The organism is Rhodoligotrophos sp. CJ14 (genome assembly GCF_038811545.1).
In the GTDB taxonomy this organism is placed as follows: Bacteria; Pseudomonadota; Alphaproteobacteria; order Rhizobiales; family Im1; genus Rhodoligotrophos; species Rhodoligotrophos ferricapiens.
This window is the reverse complement of sequence record NZ_CP133319.1, coordinates 3,870,629-3,885,536: the sequence shown is the minus strand read 5'-3', so window position 1 is coordinate 3,885,536 and position 14,908 is coordinate 3,870,629. Positions and strand designations below refer to the sequence as shown.

Annotated in this window: 10 protein-coding genes; 4 read left to right on the top strand and 6 right to left on the bottom strand. The window is 61.5% G+C overall.

Annotated elements, in window-relative coordinates; all coding sequences use genetic code 11:
- Positions 1-26 precede the first annotated feature (26 nt).
- The 6 genes from RCF49_RS18125 to RCF49_RS18100 form a co-directional block, all read right to left on the bottom strand.
- Positions 27-1,136, bottom strand: a complete 1,110-nt coding sequence (locus RCF49_RS18125; RefSeq protein ID WP_342641189.1) for a branched-chain amino acid ABC transporter substrate-binding protein — start codon at positions 1,134-1,136, stop codon at positions 27-29.
- Between the two features lie 146 nt (positions 1,137-1,282).
- The gene (locus tag RCF49_RS18120) at positions 1,283-1,627 is read right to left on the bottom strand and encodes a DUF6867 family protein (protein WP_342641188.1); all 345 of its coding nucleotides are present in this window, start codon (positions 1,625-1,627) and stop codon (positions 1,283-1,285) included.
- A 2-nt stretch (positions 1,628-1,629) separates the two neighbouring features.
- Positions 1,630-2,346, bottom strand: coding sequence for an ABC transporter ATP-binding protein (locus RCF49_RS18115; RefSeq protein ID WP_342641187.1), 717 nt, complete (start codon positions 2,344-2,346; stop codon positions 1,630-1,632).
- Positions 2,343-3,191, bottom strand: a complete 849-nt coding sequence (locus RCF49_RS18110; protein ID WP_432807319.1) for an ABC transporter ATP-binding protein — start codon at positions 3,189-3,191, stop codon at positions 2,343-2,345. Before RCF49_RS18110 ends, RCF49_RS18115 begins: the two co-directional genes overlap by 4 nt.
- Before the next feature lie 42 nt (positions 3,192-3,233).
- Positions 3,234-4,742 (bottom strand): high-affinity branched-chain amino acid ABC transporter permease LivM, encoded by a 1,509-nt coding sequence (gene livM, locus RCF49_RS18105; RefSeq protein ID WP_342641185.1) that lies wholly within the window; start codon positions 4,740-4,742, stop codon positions 3,234-3,236.
- Between the two features lie 3 nt (positions 4,743-4,745).
- Positions 4,746-5,672 carry an ABC transporter permease subunit gene (locus RCF49_RS18100; RefSeq protein ID WP_342641184.1) on the bottom strand — a complete coding sequence of 309 codons (927 nt, stop codon included), beginning with the start codon at positions 5,670-5,672 and terminating at the stop codon, positions 4,746-4,748.
- A 594-nt stretch (positions 5,673-6,266) separates the two neighbouring features.
- On the opposite strand from RCF49_RS18100, the gene RCF49_RS18095 reads away from it, so the two are divergent.
- From RCF49_RS18095 to RCF49_RS18080, 4 genes are all read left to right on the top strand, one after another.
- Positions 6,267-7,004 carry an ABC transporter ATP-binding protein gene (locus RCF49_RS18095; RefSeq protein ID WP_342641183.1) on the top strand — a complete coding sequence of 246 codons (738 nt, stop codon included), beginning with the start codon at positions 6,267-6,269 and terminating at the stop codon, positions 7,002-7,004.
- Positions 7,005-7,119: 115 nt separating this feature from the next.
- On the top strand, positions 7,120-8,322 hold the full coding sequence (locus RCF49_RS18090; RefSeq protein WP_342641182.1) for an ABC transporter substrate-binding protein: 1,203 nt from the start codon (positions 7,120-7,122) through the stop codon (positions 8,320-8,322).
- 162 nt (positions 8,323-8,484) lie between these two features.
- On the top strand, positions 8,485-9,399 hold the full coding sequence (locus tag RCF49_RS18085; protein ID WP_342641181.1) for a DMT family transporter: 915 nt from the start codon (positions 8,485-8,487) through the stop codon (positions 9,397-9,399).
- Between the two features lie 167 nt (positions 9,400-9,566).
- Positions 9,567-14,891 carry an alpha-2-macroglobulin family protein gene (locus RCF49_RS18080; RefSeq protein ID WP_342641180.1) on the top strand — a complete coding sequence of 1,775 codons (5,325 nt, stop codon included), beginning with the start codon at positions 9,567-9,569 and terminating at the stop codon, positions 14,889-14,891.
- The last annotated feature ends 17 nt before the right edge of the window (positions 14,892-14,908 follow it).

Here is a 14,908-nt window from a genome sequence, read left to right as displayed (position 1 = left end):
TGAGAGACTGTGCTCAGCTTAGATGCTTACGAGCCCTGCTCGTAGTCGTACTTGCCATTGTGCCAGACATACCAGACATAGCCCGGTGCCTTCACGTCACCTTTTTCATCGAAGCTGACGGTGCCGAGAACGGTGGCCGCCTGGTTGCTGCGCAAGACCGGCTCGATCTTTTCGAGATCGATGCTGCCTGCCTTCTCAGCCGCCTGCGCCCAAGCCTGGATCGCGCCATAAGTATAAAGAGTGTAGCCCTCCGGGTCGTAGCCGGTCTGCTTGAAGGCTTCCACCACCGGAGCAGCTTCCGGATTCTTGCGCGGATCAGGGCTGAAGGTCATCATCGTGCCTTCGCCGGCAGGACCGGAGATCTTCCAAAATTCGTCGGTGACAAGCGCGTCGCCGGAGATGAGCTGCGGCTTGTAGCCCTGCTCGTTGGCCTGGCGAATGATGAGGCCGGCCTCGGTGTGATAGCCGCCGACATAGACCACATCAATGCCTTCTGCCTTCAGCTTGGAGACGAGGGCGGAATAGTCCTTCTCACCGGCAGTATAGGCTTCGTAAAGCGCGACCTTGCCGCCGAGTTTCTCAAACTCTGCCTTGGTGGCATCGGCAAGACCTTTGCCGTAGGCGGTCTTGTCATGGAGGATCGCCACCTTCTTGTCGCTGAAGCGCTTCTTCAGGAGCTCACCGGCCACGATGCCCTGCTGATCGTCACGGCCGCAGACGCGGAAGATGTTGGGTCCGCCCTCGTCGGTGAAGGCCGGGTTGGTGGAACCGGGCGAGATCTGCAGAATCCCCTCTTCCATATAGACCTTGGAGGCGGGAATGGATGATCCGGAGCAGAAATGGCCAGCGACGAGGGCCACGCCTTCACTCGCCACCTTATTTGCTGCGGCGACCGCCTGCTTGGGGTCACAGGCATCGTCCTCGACCACCAGCTTCAGCTGCTGCCCGAGAACGCCGCCCTTGGCGTTGATGTCCTTCACCGCCATCTCGGCGCCACGCCGCATCTGCTCGCCGAAGGCCGCATATTGCCCTGTCATGGGCCCGACGGTCGATATCAGGATGTCGGCGCTTGCCGCCGATATGCCATAGCTCATGGCGGCCGCTGCCATGAGCATCGAAAATCCAAATCGCCTCATCCCAGTCTTCTCCTGTCTTCGCAAAAGAGCTGCCGGCCGCCTCAAGATTTACTTGAGATCTGCTGGATCCGCTTCTTCTTCAGAAGCCCTGATTTTACTCTAGCACCAAGATTGAAATTGCCAATAGGCGGCAAGATCAAATCCCGTCAAAGCTTATCTTTCCACGCAAAAATCCCGCTGCGCTCATAAAGCCAGGGATATTGTCTCACCATGTTGTTGGCCATTGTCACTCGATAGGCGGCAAAGCTGACCAGCGCCAGATAGATGAAATCAATGAGGAAGCCGGAGAGGGACAAGCCCTCGGCGCCGAACAGGCTCCATTTGAGGAAGCGGGAGACCGCTGCCAGCGCAATGGAATAGAAAACGGTCTGCCAGGGTGACCGCCAAGTCTTGGCAATGGCGCGCCCGGTCATGTAGGCGGCAAAACCTGCGAGGACGACAGTCACGCCCAGGAAAACCGACAGAGATGATCCAAGCAGCGGTTCGGTCATGATCAGCTTGCCTCGAGATAAGCTTTGCGGATTTCCGGGTTGGCCAGCAATTCGCGACCGGTTCCGGACATCACGATACGCCCGCTCGCCATGACATAGGCGCGGTGCGCAAGCCTCAGGGCATGATAGGCATTCTGCTCGACCAGGAAGATGGTCATGCCCTGCTCGCGATTGATCTCCTGGATGACATGGAAGATCTGCTTGACCACCAGGGGCGCAAGGCCAAGGGATGGCTCGTCGAGCAGCAAGAGGCGCGGCCTGCTCATCAGCGCTCGGCCGATCGCAAGCATTTGCTGCTCGCCACCCGACAGGGTTCCGCCACGTTGGTTGCGCCGCTCGGCGAGCCTTGGAAACATGGCGAAGACGCGCTCGAGATCATTATCGAAATGAGCGGGATCGGTGGAGACCGCGCCCATCTGCAGGTTCTCGAGCACCGTCATGCGCGGAAAGATGCGACGGCCCTCCGGCGACTGGGCAACCCCCTTGCGCACGATCTGATAGCTGGGCAGGCGGGTTATGTCCTCGCCATCGAGCCTCACCTCGCCGTGGCGCGCCCTTGGATTGCCGCAGATGGTCATCAGCAGGGTCGATTTGCCCGCGCCATTCGAGCCGATGAGGGAAACAATCTCGCCAGCATTGACGGTGAGATCGACGCCCTTCAAAGCCTCGACGCTGCCATAGAAGGTGTGCAGGCGGGAGACGGAGAGCAGCGGGCTCATTTCTGCGCTCCATCACTCAGGCCGACGGTTTGCGCAATGTCGGGGGGCAATTCCGCCTCCTCCTCCTCCCCGAGATAAGCGCGGATGACGATCGGATCGTTGCGAATGGCGTCAGGCTTGCCTTGCGCGATTTTGCTGCCATGATCAAGCACGACGATATGGTCGGAAATGCCCATAACGACGCTCATGTCATGCTCGATGAGAAGAATGCCGATGCCGGCCTCGCGGGCGATGGCGGCCAACAGATGGTTGAGGTCGGCCGATTCGCGCGGATTGAGCCCGGCGGCAGGTTCATCAAGGCATAGCAGCACGGGATCGGTGCACATGGCCCGGGCGATTTCCAAGCGCCTTTGCGCGCCATAGGGCAAGTTACCGGCATCCATATCGGCCTGCTCGGTGAGCCCGACCTTGTCGAGCCAGTATCGCGCCTTCTCCAGGGCCTGCCGCTCAGCATCCCGGTAGGCCTTGACGCCAAGCAAACCGAGAATTGTGAAGCCGGAGGCGCGCATCAGCGCATTATGCTGCGCGACAATCAGGTTCTCGAGAACGGTCATGCGCTGGAACAGGCGGATGTTCTGAAAGGTGCGGGCCACACCCGCATCGCGGGTGATGTGGTGGCCCTCCATGCGCTCCAAGAGATATTCCCGCTTATCTGGCCGGGACAGGCGCAGCCGGCCAATGTCGGGACGGTAAAAGCCGGTCAGGCAGTTGAAGACGGTGGTCTTGCCGGCGCCATTGGGGCCAATGATGGCGGTGATCTCCTTGGCGCGGGCCTCAAAGGACACATCATCGACCGCGACTAGGCCACCAAAGCGAATGGTGAGATGCTCGACTGTGAGAAGCACGGGTTGGTTGCTGCCAGCGGCGTTCACTAGGGGTTCCCGTCTCTAAGCCTTGCTGGACAAGAGCATGGTCGGGCTGCGATGGGCGAGAAGCCCGGCTGGCCGCCAAAGCATGATCAGCACCATGGCACCGCCAAAGGCGAGCATCCGATATTCCTGCAGCTCGCGGAAGAATTCCGGCAGACCGATGAGCAGGAGGGTCGCGAAGACGATGCCAAGCTGGCTGCCGAAACCGCCCAGCACGACGATGGCCAGGATCACGGCGGATTCAATGAAGGTAAAGCTTTCCGGGCTCACGAAGCCTTGGCGGGTGGCGAAGAAAGCACCGGCAAAGCCGGCGAACATGGCACCGATGGCAAAGGCGGTGAGCTTGGTGTTCCGTGGCGAGATGCCAAGGGATTTGCAGGCGATCTCGTCTTCGCGCAGCGCTTCCCAGGCACGGCCGATGGGCATCCGCCTGATTCGCAAGGTGAACAGGTTGGTGACCAAGGCGAGGGCCAGAATAAGATAATAGAGAAAGATGATGCGGTCCTGGGGCGAATAGGTCAGGCCGAAAAAGCTGTGAAACGTCTCCTGGCCGTCACGGGCAACCCGCTCAAATGGCAGGCCAAAGAAGCTGGGGCGCGGAATACCCGAAATGCCATTGGGGCCGCCGGTGAACTCGTACCAGTTGATCAGGACGACCCGGATCATTTCGCCAAAGCCGAGGGTGACGATGGCCAGATAGTCGCCGCGCAGCCTCAACACGGGAAAGCCGAGCAATATGCCGGCGAAGGCGGCCATGATGCCTGCGAAGGGCAAGCAAAGCCAAAAGCTCGCATCGTAATAGGTGCCGAGCAAGGCATAGCTATAGGCGCCGACCGCATAGAAGGCGACATAACCGAGATCGAGAAGGCCCGCGAGGCCGACCACGATGTTCAGCCCCCAGCCCAGCATGATGTAGGTGACGACGAGAATGCCAATATCGAGAAGCCGGCGGTCAATGCCGGGAATAAACGGGAAGGCCAGGGCCAGAAGCAGCAGGACCGGGCCCACATAGATCGATATCTGCTTGACCCGCGCCGCCACCCGCTCCTTCCGCGCTTCGGCCTCTTCCTGGCTGAGGGTGCGCCCGCCATGGCGCAGCATCCACACGGCGCGCAGGCCGATCACCAGTGCCGTCGCCGCCACGATCCACATCACGACCGGATCTTCGAAGGGCAATGATGCATGCAGGATGCGGCCGATATTCTCGCCGAAGAGCGTATAGCTCAGCAGCATCAACAGCAGGATGGCCGTTACGGGCAAGGCCATCAGAGCGACCGGGCGCGGGCGGTCCTGCTCGAGCATCGCCACCCAGATGCGGCCGATAAAGGCGATGACCGCTGCCGCGAGCACATCGAGAAAGCGGGTGGTGACCGAAAGGCCTGCAGGTGTGTCGATGGTCCTGAAGCCGACAAGGCCGATGGTCAATGCCGCCACGACCAGCGCTGCGAGCGCGCCTTCCTTCACCAGATCCGCCGTTAAGGAGCGCGGGCGCACCCCGACATGTTCAGGCGCGGATACGGCCGTCATCCCTCAAACCTTCTCGATGTCCGGGCGACCGAGCAGGCCGGTGGGCCGGAAGATCAGGACGAGCACGAGAATGGAGAAGGCGGCCACGTCCTTGTATTCAAGACTGAAATAGCCGGACCAGAACGCCTCGATCAGCCCGATCAGCAGCCCACCCAGCATCGCGCCCGGCAGAGAGCCGATGCCACCCAGAACTGCCGCGGTGAAGGCCTTTATTCCGGCAAGAAAGCCAATGAAGAAATCGATCACGCCATAATAGAGCAGAAACATCAGTCCGGCCACCGAGGCCAGTATGGCGCCGGTCACGAAGGTCAGCGAGATGGTGCGGTCGACATCGACCCCCAACAAGGCGGCCATGTCGCGATCCTGTTCGCAGGCCCGCTGCGCGCGACCAAAGGGCGTCTTGGCAATGGTCCAGGAGAAGATCGACATGAGCACGATGGTCAGGCCGATGATGATCATCTGCATGTAGCTGAGGGAGACCACATAATCGCCCGAACGCATGATCTCGATACCGCCGGAGACCACCGGCTGGATGGGCTTGTTGCGCGCACCCTGAAGGAGCTGGACATAGTTCTGCAGGAAGATGGACATGCCGATCGCGGTGATGAGGGCGGCAAGTCTCGGTGATCGTCGCAACGGCCGATAGGCAATGCGCTCCAGCGACCAGCCATAAACCGCGGTGAGTGCCATGGCGATGACGAGAACGATGAGCAAAGCCAGGGGGACCCAGGTCAGTCCGATCATGCCGAGCACGAGGAAGGCAATCAGCGCGTTGAAGGCACCGATCATAAAGATCTCGCCGTGGGCAAAGTTGATCATGCCGATGATGCCATACACCATCGTATATCCCACCGCGATCAGGCCGTAGATGGATCCGAGGGTTACACCATTGATGAGCTGATTCAGAAAGTATTCGAAGGATCCCTGCATAGATCCACCCCACCCCGTTGCAATCATAACGGCGTCGAAAATGCTTCCTATCCGACGAAAGTCTAACTCGCCGGATTACAAAATGCCTCTTTACCCCCTCTAGACCGCTGCTAAGTGACGATCATGATTAGCATTGTCATCATCGCAAGCAATGAGAATTGATAACCTGCTCAGCTCTTAGGGTCAAACAGTGAAGTGAGGCCCAGGGGACATTGCACCCGCCCCCATTCGCACGGCTACGCACCGCCTCCAGCGAGAGTATCAGATACCATCCCAAAGGCTAAGTTGACAGGTCTCGGGCTGGCAACGCAGGATCCTCACAGGGAGTAGCAGCACAATCACAAGCATGCGCTGCAAACACGCGCCGATAGATCAAGGAATGCTGACAATAGATCTTTATAGAGACAGTTTCGTTGGCCCGGAGCCAAACTTCGACTGGCGGCACGGCGGAAAATAATCTCGCAATGGGCGAGGCTCGGCATGCCCGGGGTTGCGTGCATTGCCGGTGATGAGGATTCGATCCTCTCGCCGGGTGATCACGAGGGACAGGCGTGCTAGCGTGCGGCAAACCCAGTCAGAAGTGCGGAGCAGTTCATGCTTGATGTTGCAGAGCGACCAGGAAAAACCCAGACGGATGTGATGTTGGCGGTGCGCGGCCTGGAGGCCTGGTACGACGAATCGCACATCCTCCACGGGATGACCTTCGATGTCCGGCAAGGGGAAGTGGTGACCCTGCTTGGACGCAACGGAGCCGGCAAGACGACAACGCTCAAGTCCATCATGGGCATAGTCAGAAAGCGGCGCGGCTCGGTTCAGTTCAACGGCCGGGAACTGATCAATCAGCCCTCGCGCTCCATCGCCCGCCTTGGCATCGGCTTCTGCCCTGAGGAACGGGGCATCTTCGCGAGTCTGAATGTCGAGGAAAATCTCACGCTGCCGCCGGTCATCAATGAAGGCGGGCTGAGCATAGACGAGATCTTCCAGCTCTTTCCCAATCTCAAGGAGCGGCTGAAAAGCCAGGGCACCAAGCTCTCCGGCGGCGAGCAGCAGATGCTCGCGATTGCGAGGATCTTGCGCACGGGCGCCAAGCTCCTATTGCTCGATGAGCCGACCGAAGGCTTGGCACCGGTCATCGTCCAGCAGATCGGCGTGACCATCAACCAGCTCAAGCAGCGCGGCTTCACCATCATTCTCGTCGAACAGAACTTCCATTTCGCCGGGACGGTGGCCGACCGCCACTATGTGGTCGAGCAGGGCCGCGTCATCGACATGATCCCCAATAGCGAGATCAGCCAGAATGTGGAGAAGCTTCACCGCTACCTCGGCGTTTGATGCAGCCTGTGCAGCAGCGCTCGCCGGCTAGACATCAATGATTCGAAGGTCACCGCATCTGGCTACGATCAGTGTCACGAGCGCTTGCACCAACTAGTCTGAGGGAGGAACGGCAATGATAGCAAAAACTGTGCTGGCCGCGGTTGCGAGCCTAGCCTTGTTCGCGGGCGTGAGCCTGGCGCAAGAGCAGGCGGTCAAGATCGGCGTGCTGAATGATCGTTCCGGGATCTATGCGGACATTACCGGCGAAGGCTCGGTGATTGCCGCACGGATGGCAGTGGAAGACTTCACCGCAAAGAACCCAGGCTTCAAGGTGGAGGTCATCTCGTCCGACCATCAGAACAAGCCGGATATCGCATCGAATATCGCCCGCCAGTGGTATGACCAGGAAGGGGTCGATGCGATTTTCGACTTGCCGGCCTCATCCACGGCTCTGGCGGTTGCGGAAGTGACGCGCGAGAAGAACAAGGTGGTGATCGTCTCCGGCGGCGGTACGTCGGATCTTACAGGCAAGAATTGCTCGCCCAATACCATCCACTGGACTTATGACACCTGGTCTTTGGCAAATGGCACGGCGAGTGCCATGGTCAATCAGGGACTCAAGAGCTGGTTCTTCATCACGGCCGATTACGCATTCGGGCATGCGCTCGAGCGTGATGCGTCCGAGCTTGTGAAGAAGGCCGGCGGCGAGGTGCTCGGATCGACCCGCTATCCCTATCCGGGACAGGATTTCTCCTCCTATCTCCTGCAGGCCCAATCCTCCGGAGCGCAGGTGATCGGGCTCGCCAATGCGGGCGGCGACTTCATCAACTCGGTGAAGCAAGCCTCCGAATTCGGCATCGTGCAAGGCGGGCAGAACCTCGCGGGCCTGCTGGTGTTCATCACGGATATTCATGCGCTCGGACTGCAAGCTGCGCAGGGGCTGAGCCTGACCGAGTCGTTCTATTGGGATATGAACGACAAGACCCGCGCCTTTTCTGACCGCTATCAGAAGGCAGGTGGGCCGGCGAAACCGACCATGGTGCATGCGGGCGTTTATTCATCCGTCCTCCATTATCTGGAGGCGATCAAGGCTGCCGGTACGAAAGAGGCCAAGGCCGTCATCGGTAAGCTGAAGGAAGCACCAATCCAGGATGAGCTGTTCGGAACCATCACGGTGCGTCCGGATGGCCTTGCGGCTCATGACATGTATCTGTTCCAGGTGAAGAAGCCGGAGGACTCGAAGGGTGCGTGGGACTATTACAACCTGGTTGCCACCATCCCCGCCGACAAGGCGTTCCGGCCTCTCGACCAGGGCGGCTGCGAGCTTGTGAAGTAAAGCGCGCGCAAGAAAAGTCGGCGGGAGGATCTACAGGGCCATCCCCACACTCCTCCCGCCTTGCCAGCGCGACCTCACGGGTTGTGATTATCTGATGGCCGGGGCATTCGCGGACTGGTAGAGCATAACGACTGTCGCCCTGCCCTTCCGCCCAGAGCTCAGATGTCTCACGCCGCATCGACGCCTCACCGGCATGACCGTCTGGATGGTCTTGCCTTCGCTCTCATGCTTCTGATCTGCGCGAGCTGGGGCCTCAACCAGGTGGCGGTGAAGGTCTCGGTCGGCGGCATCTCGCCGATCTGGCTTGCTTCGATACGCTCGATCGGCGGCACGATCCTGATGGTCGCGTGGATGCTCTGGCGCGGCATTCCCATGTTCAAGGCCGATGGCAGCCTCGGGGTTGGCATCTTCATGGGGGTGATATTCGCGATCGAGTTCGTTCTCTTCTATTGGGGAATGACCTACACGACCGTGTCTCGGGGGGTGCTGTTCTTCTACATGTCCCCCTTCGCGGTGGCGATCGGCGCCCATTTCTTCATCCCGGGCGAAAGGCTCACCCGGACGAAGAGTTTGGGCCTGGCCCTCGCCTTCAGCGGTCTGGCGCTTGCCGTTTATGAGGGGCTCACTCTCCCCAGCCTTAGCGAGCTGTTCGGCGACATGATGATCCTGATTGCCGCCATTCTGTGGGGTGTGCAGTCGGTTCTGTTCAAAGCCGGCCGGCTGTCAACCATCGCCCCCGAGAAGACCCTGCTTTATGAGCTCGGGATCTCGGCAGTGCTCATGCCGCTGCTGCTGCTCTTCGTTCCAGAAGCCGGCATTTTCAACCCATCGCCGGTGGTGTGGATCGCCGTTGCCTATCAGGTCTTGGCCGTGGTGTTTGCGAGCTATATCGGCTGGCTGTGGCTGATGGTGCGCTATCCCGCATCGCAGCTTGCCTCATTCAGCTTTCTCGTGCCGGTGATCGGCTTTGCGGGCGGGGCCGTGCTTCTGGGGGAGCCGATCAGCCCCCTCCTGGTCATGACCGTCGCGCTGATCGGCGTGGGCATCTATCTCGTCAACCGCTCCCCGCGCGGCTGACGCTGTTGGTACATAGGCTGGCGCTGGACTCTTGGCCCGCTTCGGAGGAAACTGCGCCCGCAGGCAGCGGGGAGGCGATCCGCGCCTGCGATCGTCGCGCTGCGGTTTAGTGATGCTGTTCGCCTCCCATAATCGCAAGCGCCCATCGCGTATGCAGGGGAAGCTCCATGTCGACCTCGCGAAGCGTGCTCCAGGCCATTGCCGGTGCCGTGTTTCTGTTATCCTCCCCGCTTCTTGTTCCTGTATCGGCGCAAAGCCCTGCACCAGCCAAGGTTGAGCAAGCCGCGACCACGGCTGCGCAACAGAGCAGCAGTGGGCTTTCCGAGGCCGATCAGGCCAGCATGCTCAGCTTCCTTCCCGCCGGGATCAGCGGCGAGGCCCGGCGCTATCTCAAGGCGCTGCAATCCGATCGGGACATCAGCACGGATCACCGGGTCAATGCCGAGCAACGGGGCTTCAGGGCCGCGGCCCAAGGGGACCAGCGCAGCGCCATCCAGGCGTTCCGCGCAGCCCTGCAGGAGGACGTGAGCAATACGCCGGTGTGGATCGCTCTGTCCAATGCCCTGCTCTCCCTGCAGACCGAGGATTATGAAGAGCGCTACCGGTTGCCGGTCGAGGCAAGCTCAGCAGCGCTGAACGCGTTTGCGACAGCACCGGATGCAGCATTGCGGGCCGAAGCCCTGGCGGCGCTGGCGCGGGCCCTCGAGCGGCGCGAGCTTTATCGGCCGGCGATCGAGGCCTATAAAGCTAGCCTTGCACAGCACAGCTCGGAAGCGGTGCAGGCCGCCTATGACAAGCTGCGGCGCGACCAGGGCTTCCGGGTCGTGGATTACACGATCGATTCCGATGCCTTGTCGCCGCGCCTGTGCATCCGCTTCTCCGAGCCGCTGGCGCGTGTCGAAGACGGCATGGCCAAGTTCGTCACCGTCAATGAAAAGACACCCGGAGAGGTGCAGGTCGAAGAGCGGCAGATCTGCATCGATAATATGCGCCATGGTGAGCGCTACCGGGTGGCGTTGCGGTCCGGCATTCCCTCGGTCGTGAACGAGGTGCTGGAGCGCCCGGCCACGTTTCAGATCTATGTGCGCGATCGTACGGCGTCGGTGCGGTTCTCCGGGCGCAGTTTCGTGCTGCCACCCATTGGCCAGGAAACGATTCCGATCATTTCCGTCAATGCGCCTCAGCTCGACCTGGAGCTTTACCGGATCGGAGACCGCAGCCTCGCGGGCGCGATCACCGATGATCTTTTCCTCTCACAGCTCGACAATTATCGCGCAAATGAGATTGCGGAAAAGCAAGGCGAGAAGATCTGGTCGGGCACGCTTCAATCGGCGGCAGAGCTGAACAAGGAGGTGACGACGGGCTTTCCTGTGACGGAGGTTCTGAGGGAGCGTCGGCCAGGCGTCTATGTGTTGCGCGCCCGGCCCAAAGACAGCGTGGACAAGCCATGGGAATCCCAGGCCACGCAATGGTTCGTCGTTTCCGATATGGGGCTTGCCAGCGCGTCCGGTACCGATGGTCTCCATATTTTCGCACGATCCCTATCGACGGCGAACCCGCTCGATCAGGTCGAGCTCAGGCTGATTGCCAGGAATAACGAGGTTCTGGGTACGGCGCGCACGAATGCGGATGGATATGCACATTTTCCCGCGGGCATGACACGGGGCGCAGGGGGGCTTGCCCCTGCGGTGGTCACCGCCCTCCTTGGCAAAGAGGATTTCGGGTTCATCGACCTCACCGAGCCGGCATTCGACTTGTCCGATCGCGGGGTCGCGGGCCGGAGCGCACCCGGCGCCACCGATGTTTTCCTCTATACGGAGCGCGGCATCTATCGGCCCGGCGAAACCGTCCATATCGCGGCCCTCGTGCGCGACGCCAATGCTCAGGCAACGACGGGGCTGCCGCTCACCGTCGTCGCTGAACGGCCGGATGGGGTTGAGCTCAAACGCGAGAGCGTCCCCGATCAGGGGCAAGGCGGGCATGCGCTGAGCATTACCCTGCCGAATGATGCCATGCGCGGCAGCTGGAGCATCCGTGCCTATCTGGATCCCGATGCGCCGCCGCTGGCGCAGGCGAGCGTTCTTGTCGAGGATTTCGTGCCGGACCGGCTGGAGCTCGAGCTCTCCGGTGCGGCAGGCCCTCTCAATCCGCGCGCGCCCTTCACGGTCGATGTCGCCGGACGGTTCCTTTATGGTGCACCAGCCGCCGGTCTTGCGCTCGAGGGTGAAACTGTCATGAAGGCCGCAGCCGGGCTCGAGGCGTTCCCAGGCTATTCCTTCGGCCTTGCCGATGAGGCGGTCGAGCCGGTTCGCCGGCCAATGGCCGAGCTGCCGGTCACCGATGCCGAGGGGAAGGCTCGTGTCGAGGTGATGCTTGGCGATGTTCCCGCAACGACCCGGCCGATGCAGGCCGATATTGCCTTGCGCATGCGCGAGGCGGGCGGGCGGGCCGTTGAGCAGGTCCTCAGCCGATCCATTCTGCCGCAAGGTCCGATGATCGGCATCAAGCCGCGGTTCGATGGCAGTCTTGGCGAGGGCGATACGGCACAGTTCGATGTGATCGCGATCACCCCTGAGCTTCAGAAGACCGAGACCAAGAGCGCAAGCTGGACGCTTTATCAGATCGAGAAGAACTTCCAGTGGTACATGACCGACGGCCGCTGGAACTACGAGCCGGTCACCTTCACCAAGCGCATCGCCAATGGCACGGTCGATATCCCATCGGATCAGCCCGCACTCATCGAGGCGCGGGTGCAATGGGGCCGTTACCGACTGGAGATCGACGCGCCCGGGCTTCAGGATGCAGCGGCAAGCGTCGAGTTCGATGCCGGATGGTATGTGGAGGCAGCAACCGCCGAAACGCCCGACGTGCTCGAAGTCTCCCTGGATAAGCAGAGCTACAAGCCGGGCGAGACGGCACGTCTCAAGATCACGCCACGGTTTCCGGGCGTCGCCGCGGTCACCGTCATGAGCGACCGGCTGATCGCCATGAAGGCGGTCGAGGTCGGCGATACCGAAACGGTGGTCGAGCTGCCGGTCGACCAATCCTGGCAGCCCGGTGCCTATGTGACGGCAACGCTTTATCGTCCCGCAGATATCCCCGCATCACGCATGCCCTCGCGCGCCATCGGCCTCACCTGGCTTTCGTCCGACATGTCCGCGCGGACGCTCGCCGTGTCGCTCGATGCGCCCGAGGTGACGCGCCCCAACGGGCCGCTCAATGTCACGGCCCGGGTGAGCGGGGCTGCGGCGGGCGATGATGTCTTCATCACGGTTGCGGCGGTCGACGTTGGCATTCTCAATCTCACGCGTTATCAGCCTCCCGCGCCCGAAAGCTGGTTCTATGGCCAGAGGCGGCTCGGCATGGACCTGCGGGATGTCTATGGCAAGCTGATCGACAGCATGGTGGCGGCACCCGGTGCCATCCGCTCGGGCGGCGGCGAAGCGGGGTCAAGCATCGAAGGCAGTCCGCCGACCCAGCCGCTCGTCGCGCAGTTTTCGGGGATCGTCAAAGTCGGCCCGGACGGGACGGCGCCCATCAGCTTCGATATTCCCCAGTTCAACGGCACCGCGCGCTTAATGGCGGTGGCCTGGAGCAAAGATGCGGTGGGTCAAGCCAATCGGGACGTGATCATTCGTGATCCTGTGGTGCTCCAAGCGAGCGTTCCCCGGTTCCTCGCACCGCGAGATGAGGCTGAGATCACGATCGACATCGCCAATACGGATGCGCCAGCGGGCGATTACCGGGTTGGCGTCAATGCAACCAATGAAATCGGGGTTGGCGAGGCCAGCGCAGAGCAAGTGGTACATCTTGCGGCGGGCGAGCGGAAGTCGATCACCGCCCGTCTTACCGGCGCCGAGATCGGGCTCGGCATTGTCACGTTAAGCCTTACGGGCAACGGGCTCGAACTCGAGCAGGAGCTGTTCATTCCTGTCCAGCCCGGAATTGCGCCCAGCAGCCGGCGGCTGGTCAAAGCGATTCCGGCGCGTGATGGCAAGCTCGCAATCGGCCCGGAAATCTTCCAGGGCACGTCCGGCGACAATGGCTCGCTTCAGCTCAGCATCATGCGCAGCGCAGCGCTGGATGTGCCCTCGCTGCTGTTGAAGCTCGACCGCTACCCCTATGGCTGCGCGGAGCAACTGACGAGTCGGGCCTTGCCGCTGCTCTATTTCAATACGGTTGCGGCCGAGATTGGCGTGGCGCGGGACGGCGGGGCTGACAAGCGCATCAACACGGCGATCGGCGAGGTGCTCGCCAAGCAATCCTCCTCCGGCAGCTTCGGCCTGTGGTCTCCGGGATCGGGCGATTTGTGGCTTGATGCATATGTCACGGATTTCCTGACGCGAGCGCGGGAGAAGGGCTATACCGTGCCCGATATCGCCTTCGAGCAAGCGCTCGATAATCTGCAGAACAGCCTCTCCTATTCAACCGATCTCGACAGTGGCGGCGCGGCGCTTGGCTATGCGCTCTATGTGCTCGCCCATAACCGGCGCGCTGCCATCGGTGATCTGCGCTACTATGTGGATGCCAAGCTCGACGCCTTCAAAACACCGCTCGCCAAGGCGCAGCTCGGGGCGGCACTGGCCCTTTACGGCGAGCGTGAACGGGCGGCCCAAGCCTTCTCGGCTGCGGTGGCAGCAGTGCCTTCGCCGACAGCGGCGAGTGCGCGCGAGCTCTCGGCACGAACCGATTATGGGTCCGCCTTGCGTGATGCGGCGGGCACGCTTGCCCTGATGCTCGAGGTCAAGCCGGCGCTCCCGCTCAATCAGGAGCTCGTCAGCCGTGTGTCCGCGCTGAGGGCCAATGTGGAGTATACCAGCACTCAGGATGATGCCTGGCTGCTGCTGGCGGCGAACGGGCTCATGGCGCATTCAGACGCGCTTTCGCTCGAGCTGGGCGATATGCCGGTGCGCGGCAGCCTGTTTCATTCCTACGAACAGGCCGAAGTGGCGATGCACCCGATCCGCATCGCCAATCGCTCGGATCAAACGGTCGATGCGGTGCTGACGGTGACCGGCATACCCGACCAGGCACCGCCCGCCGGGGGGAGCGGGTTCAGCATCACCCGAACCTATTACGATATGGACGGCAATGAGGTCTCTGTCGAAAAGGCCCGGCAAAACGACCGGTTCGTGGTGGTGCTGACTGTCACCCAGCAGAATGCGTTGCCCGCCCGTGTGCTGGTGGTCGATCGCCTGCCAGCCGGGTTCGAGATCGACAATCCGCATCTGGTGAAGAGTGCTGATCTTGCTGCCTTCGACTGGCTGCCGGATGAGGTGAACACCTCGCATGTAGAGTTCCGCAGCGATCGGTTCGTTGCGGCATTCGACCGCGCGCAGGGCAACCAGGACGAGATGACCATGGCCTATGTGGTGCGGGCGGTCACGCCCGGGCGCTATACCCACCCCGCGGCCACGGTCGAGGACATGTATCGGCCTGAGCTTGCCGCCTGGACCGACCAGGGGCGCGTGGAGGTCGAGGCTGCGCGGTAATCGGCGCAGGGACAGTC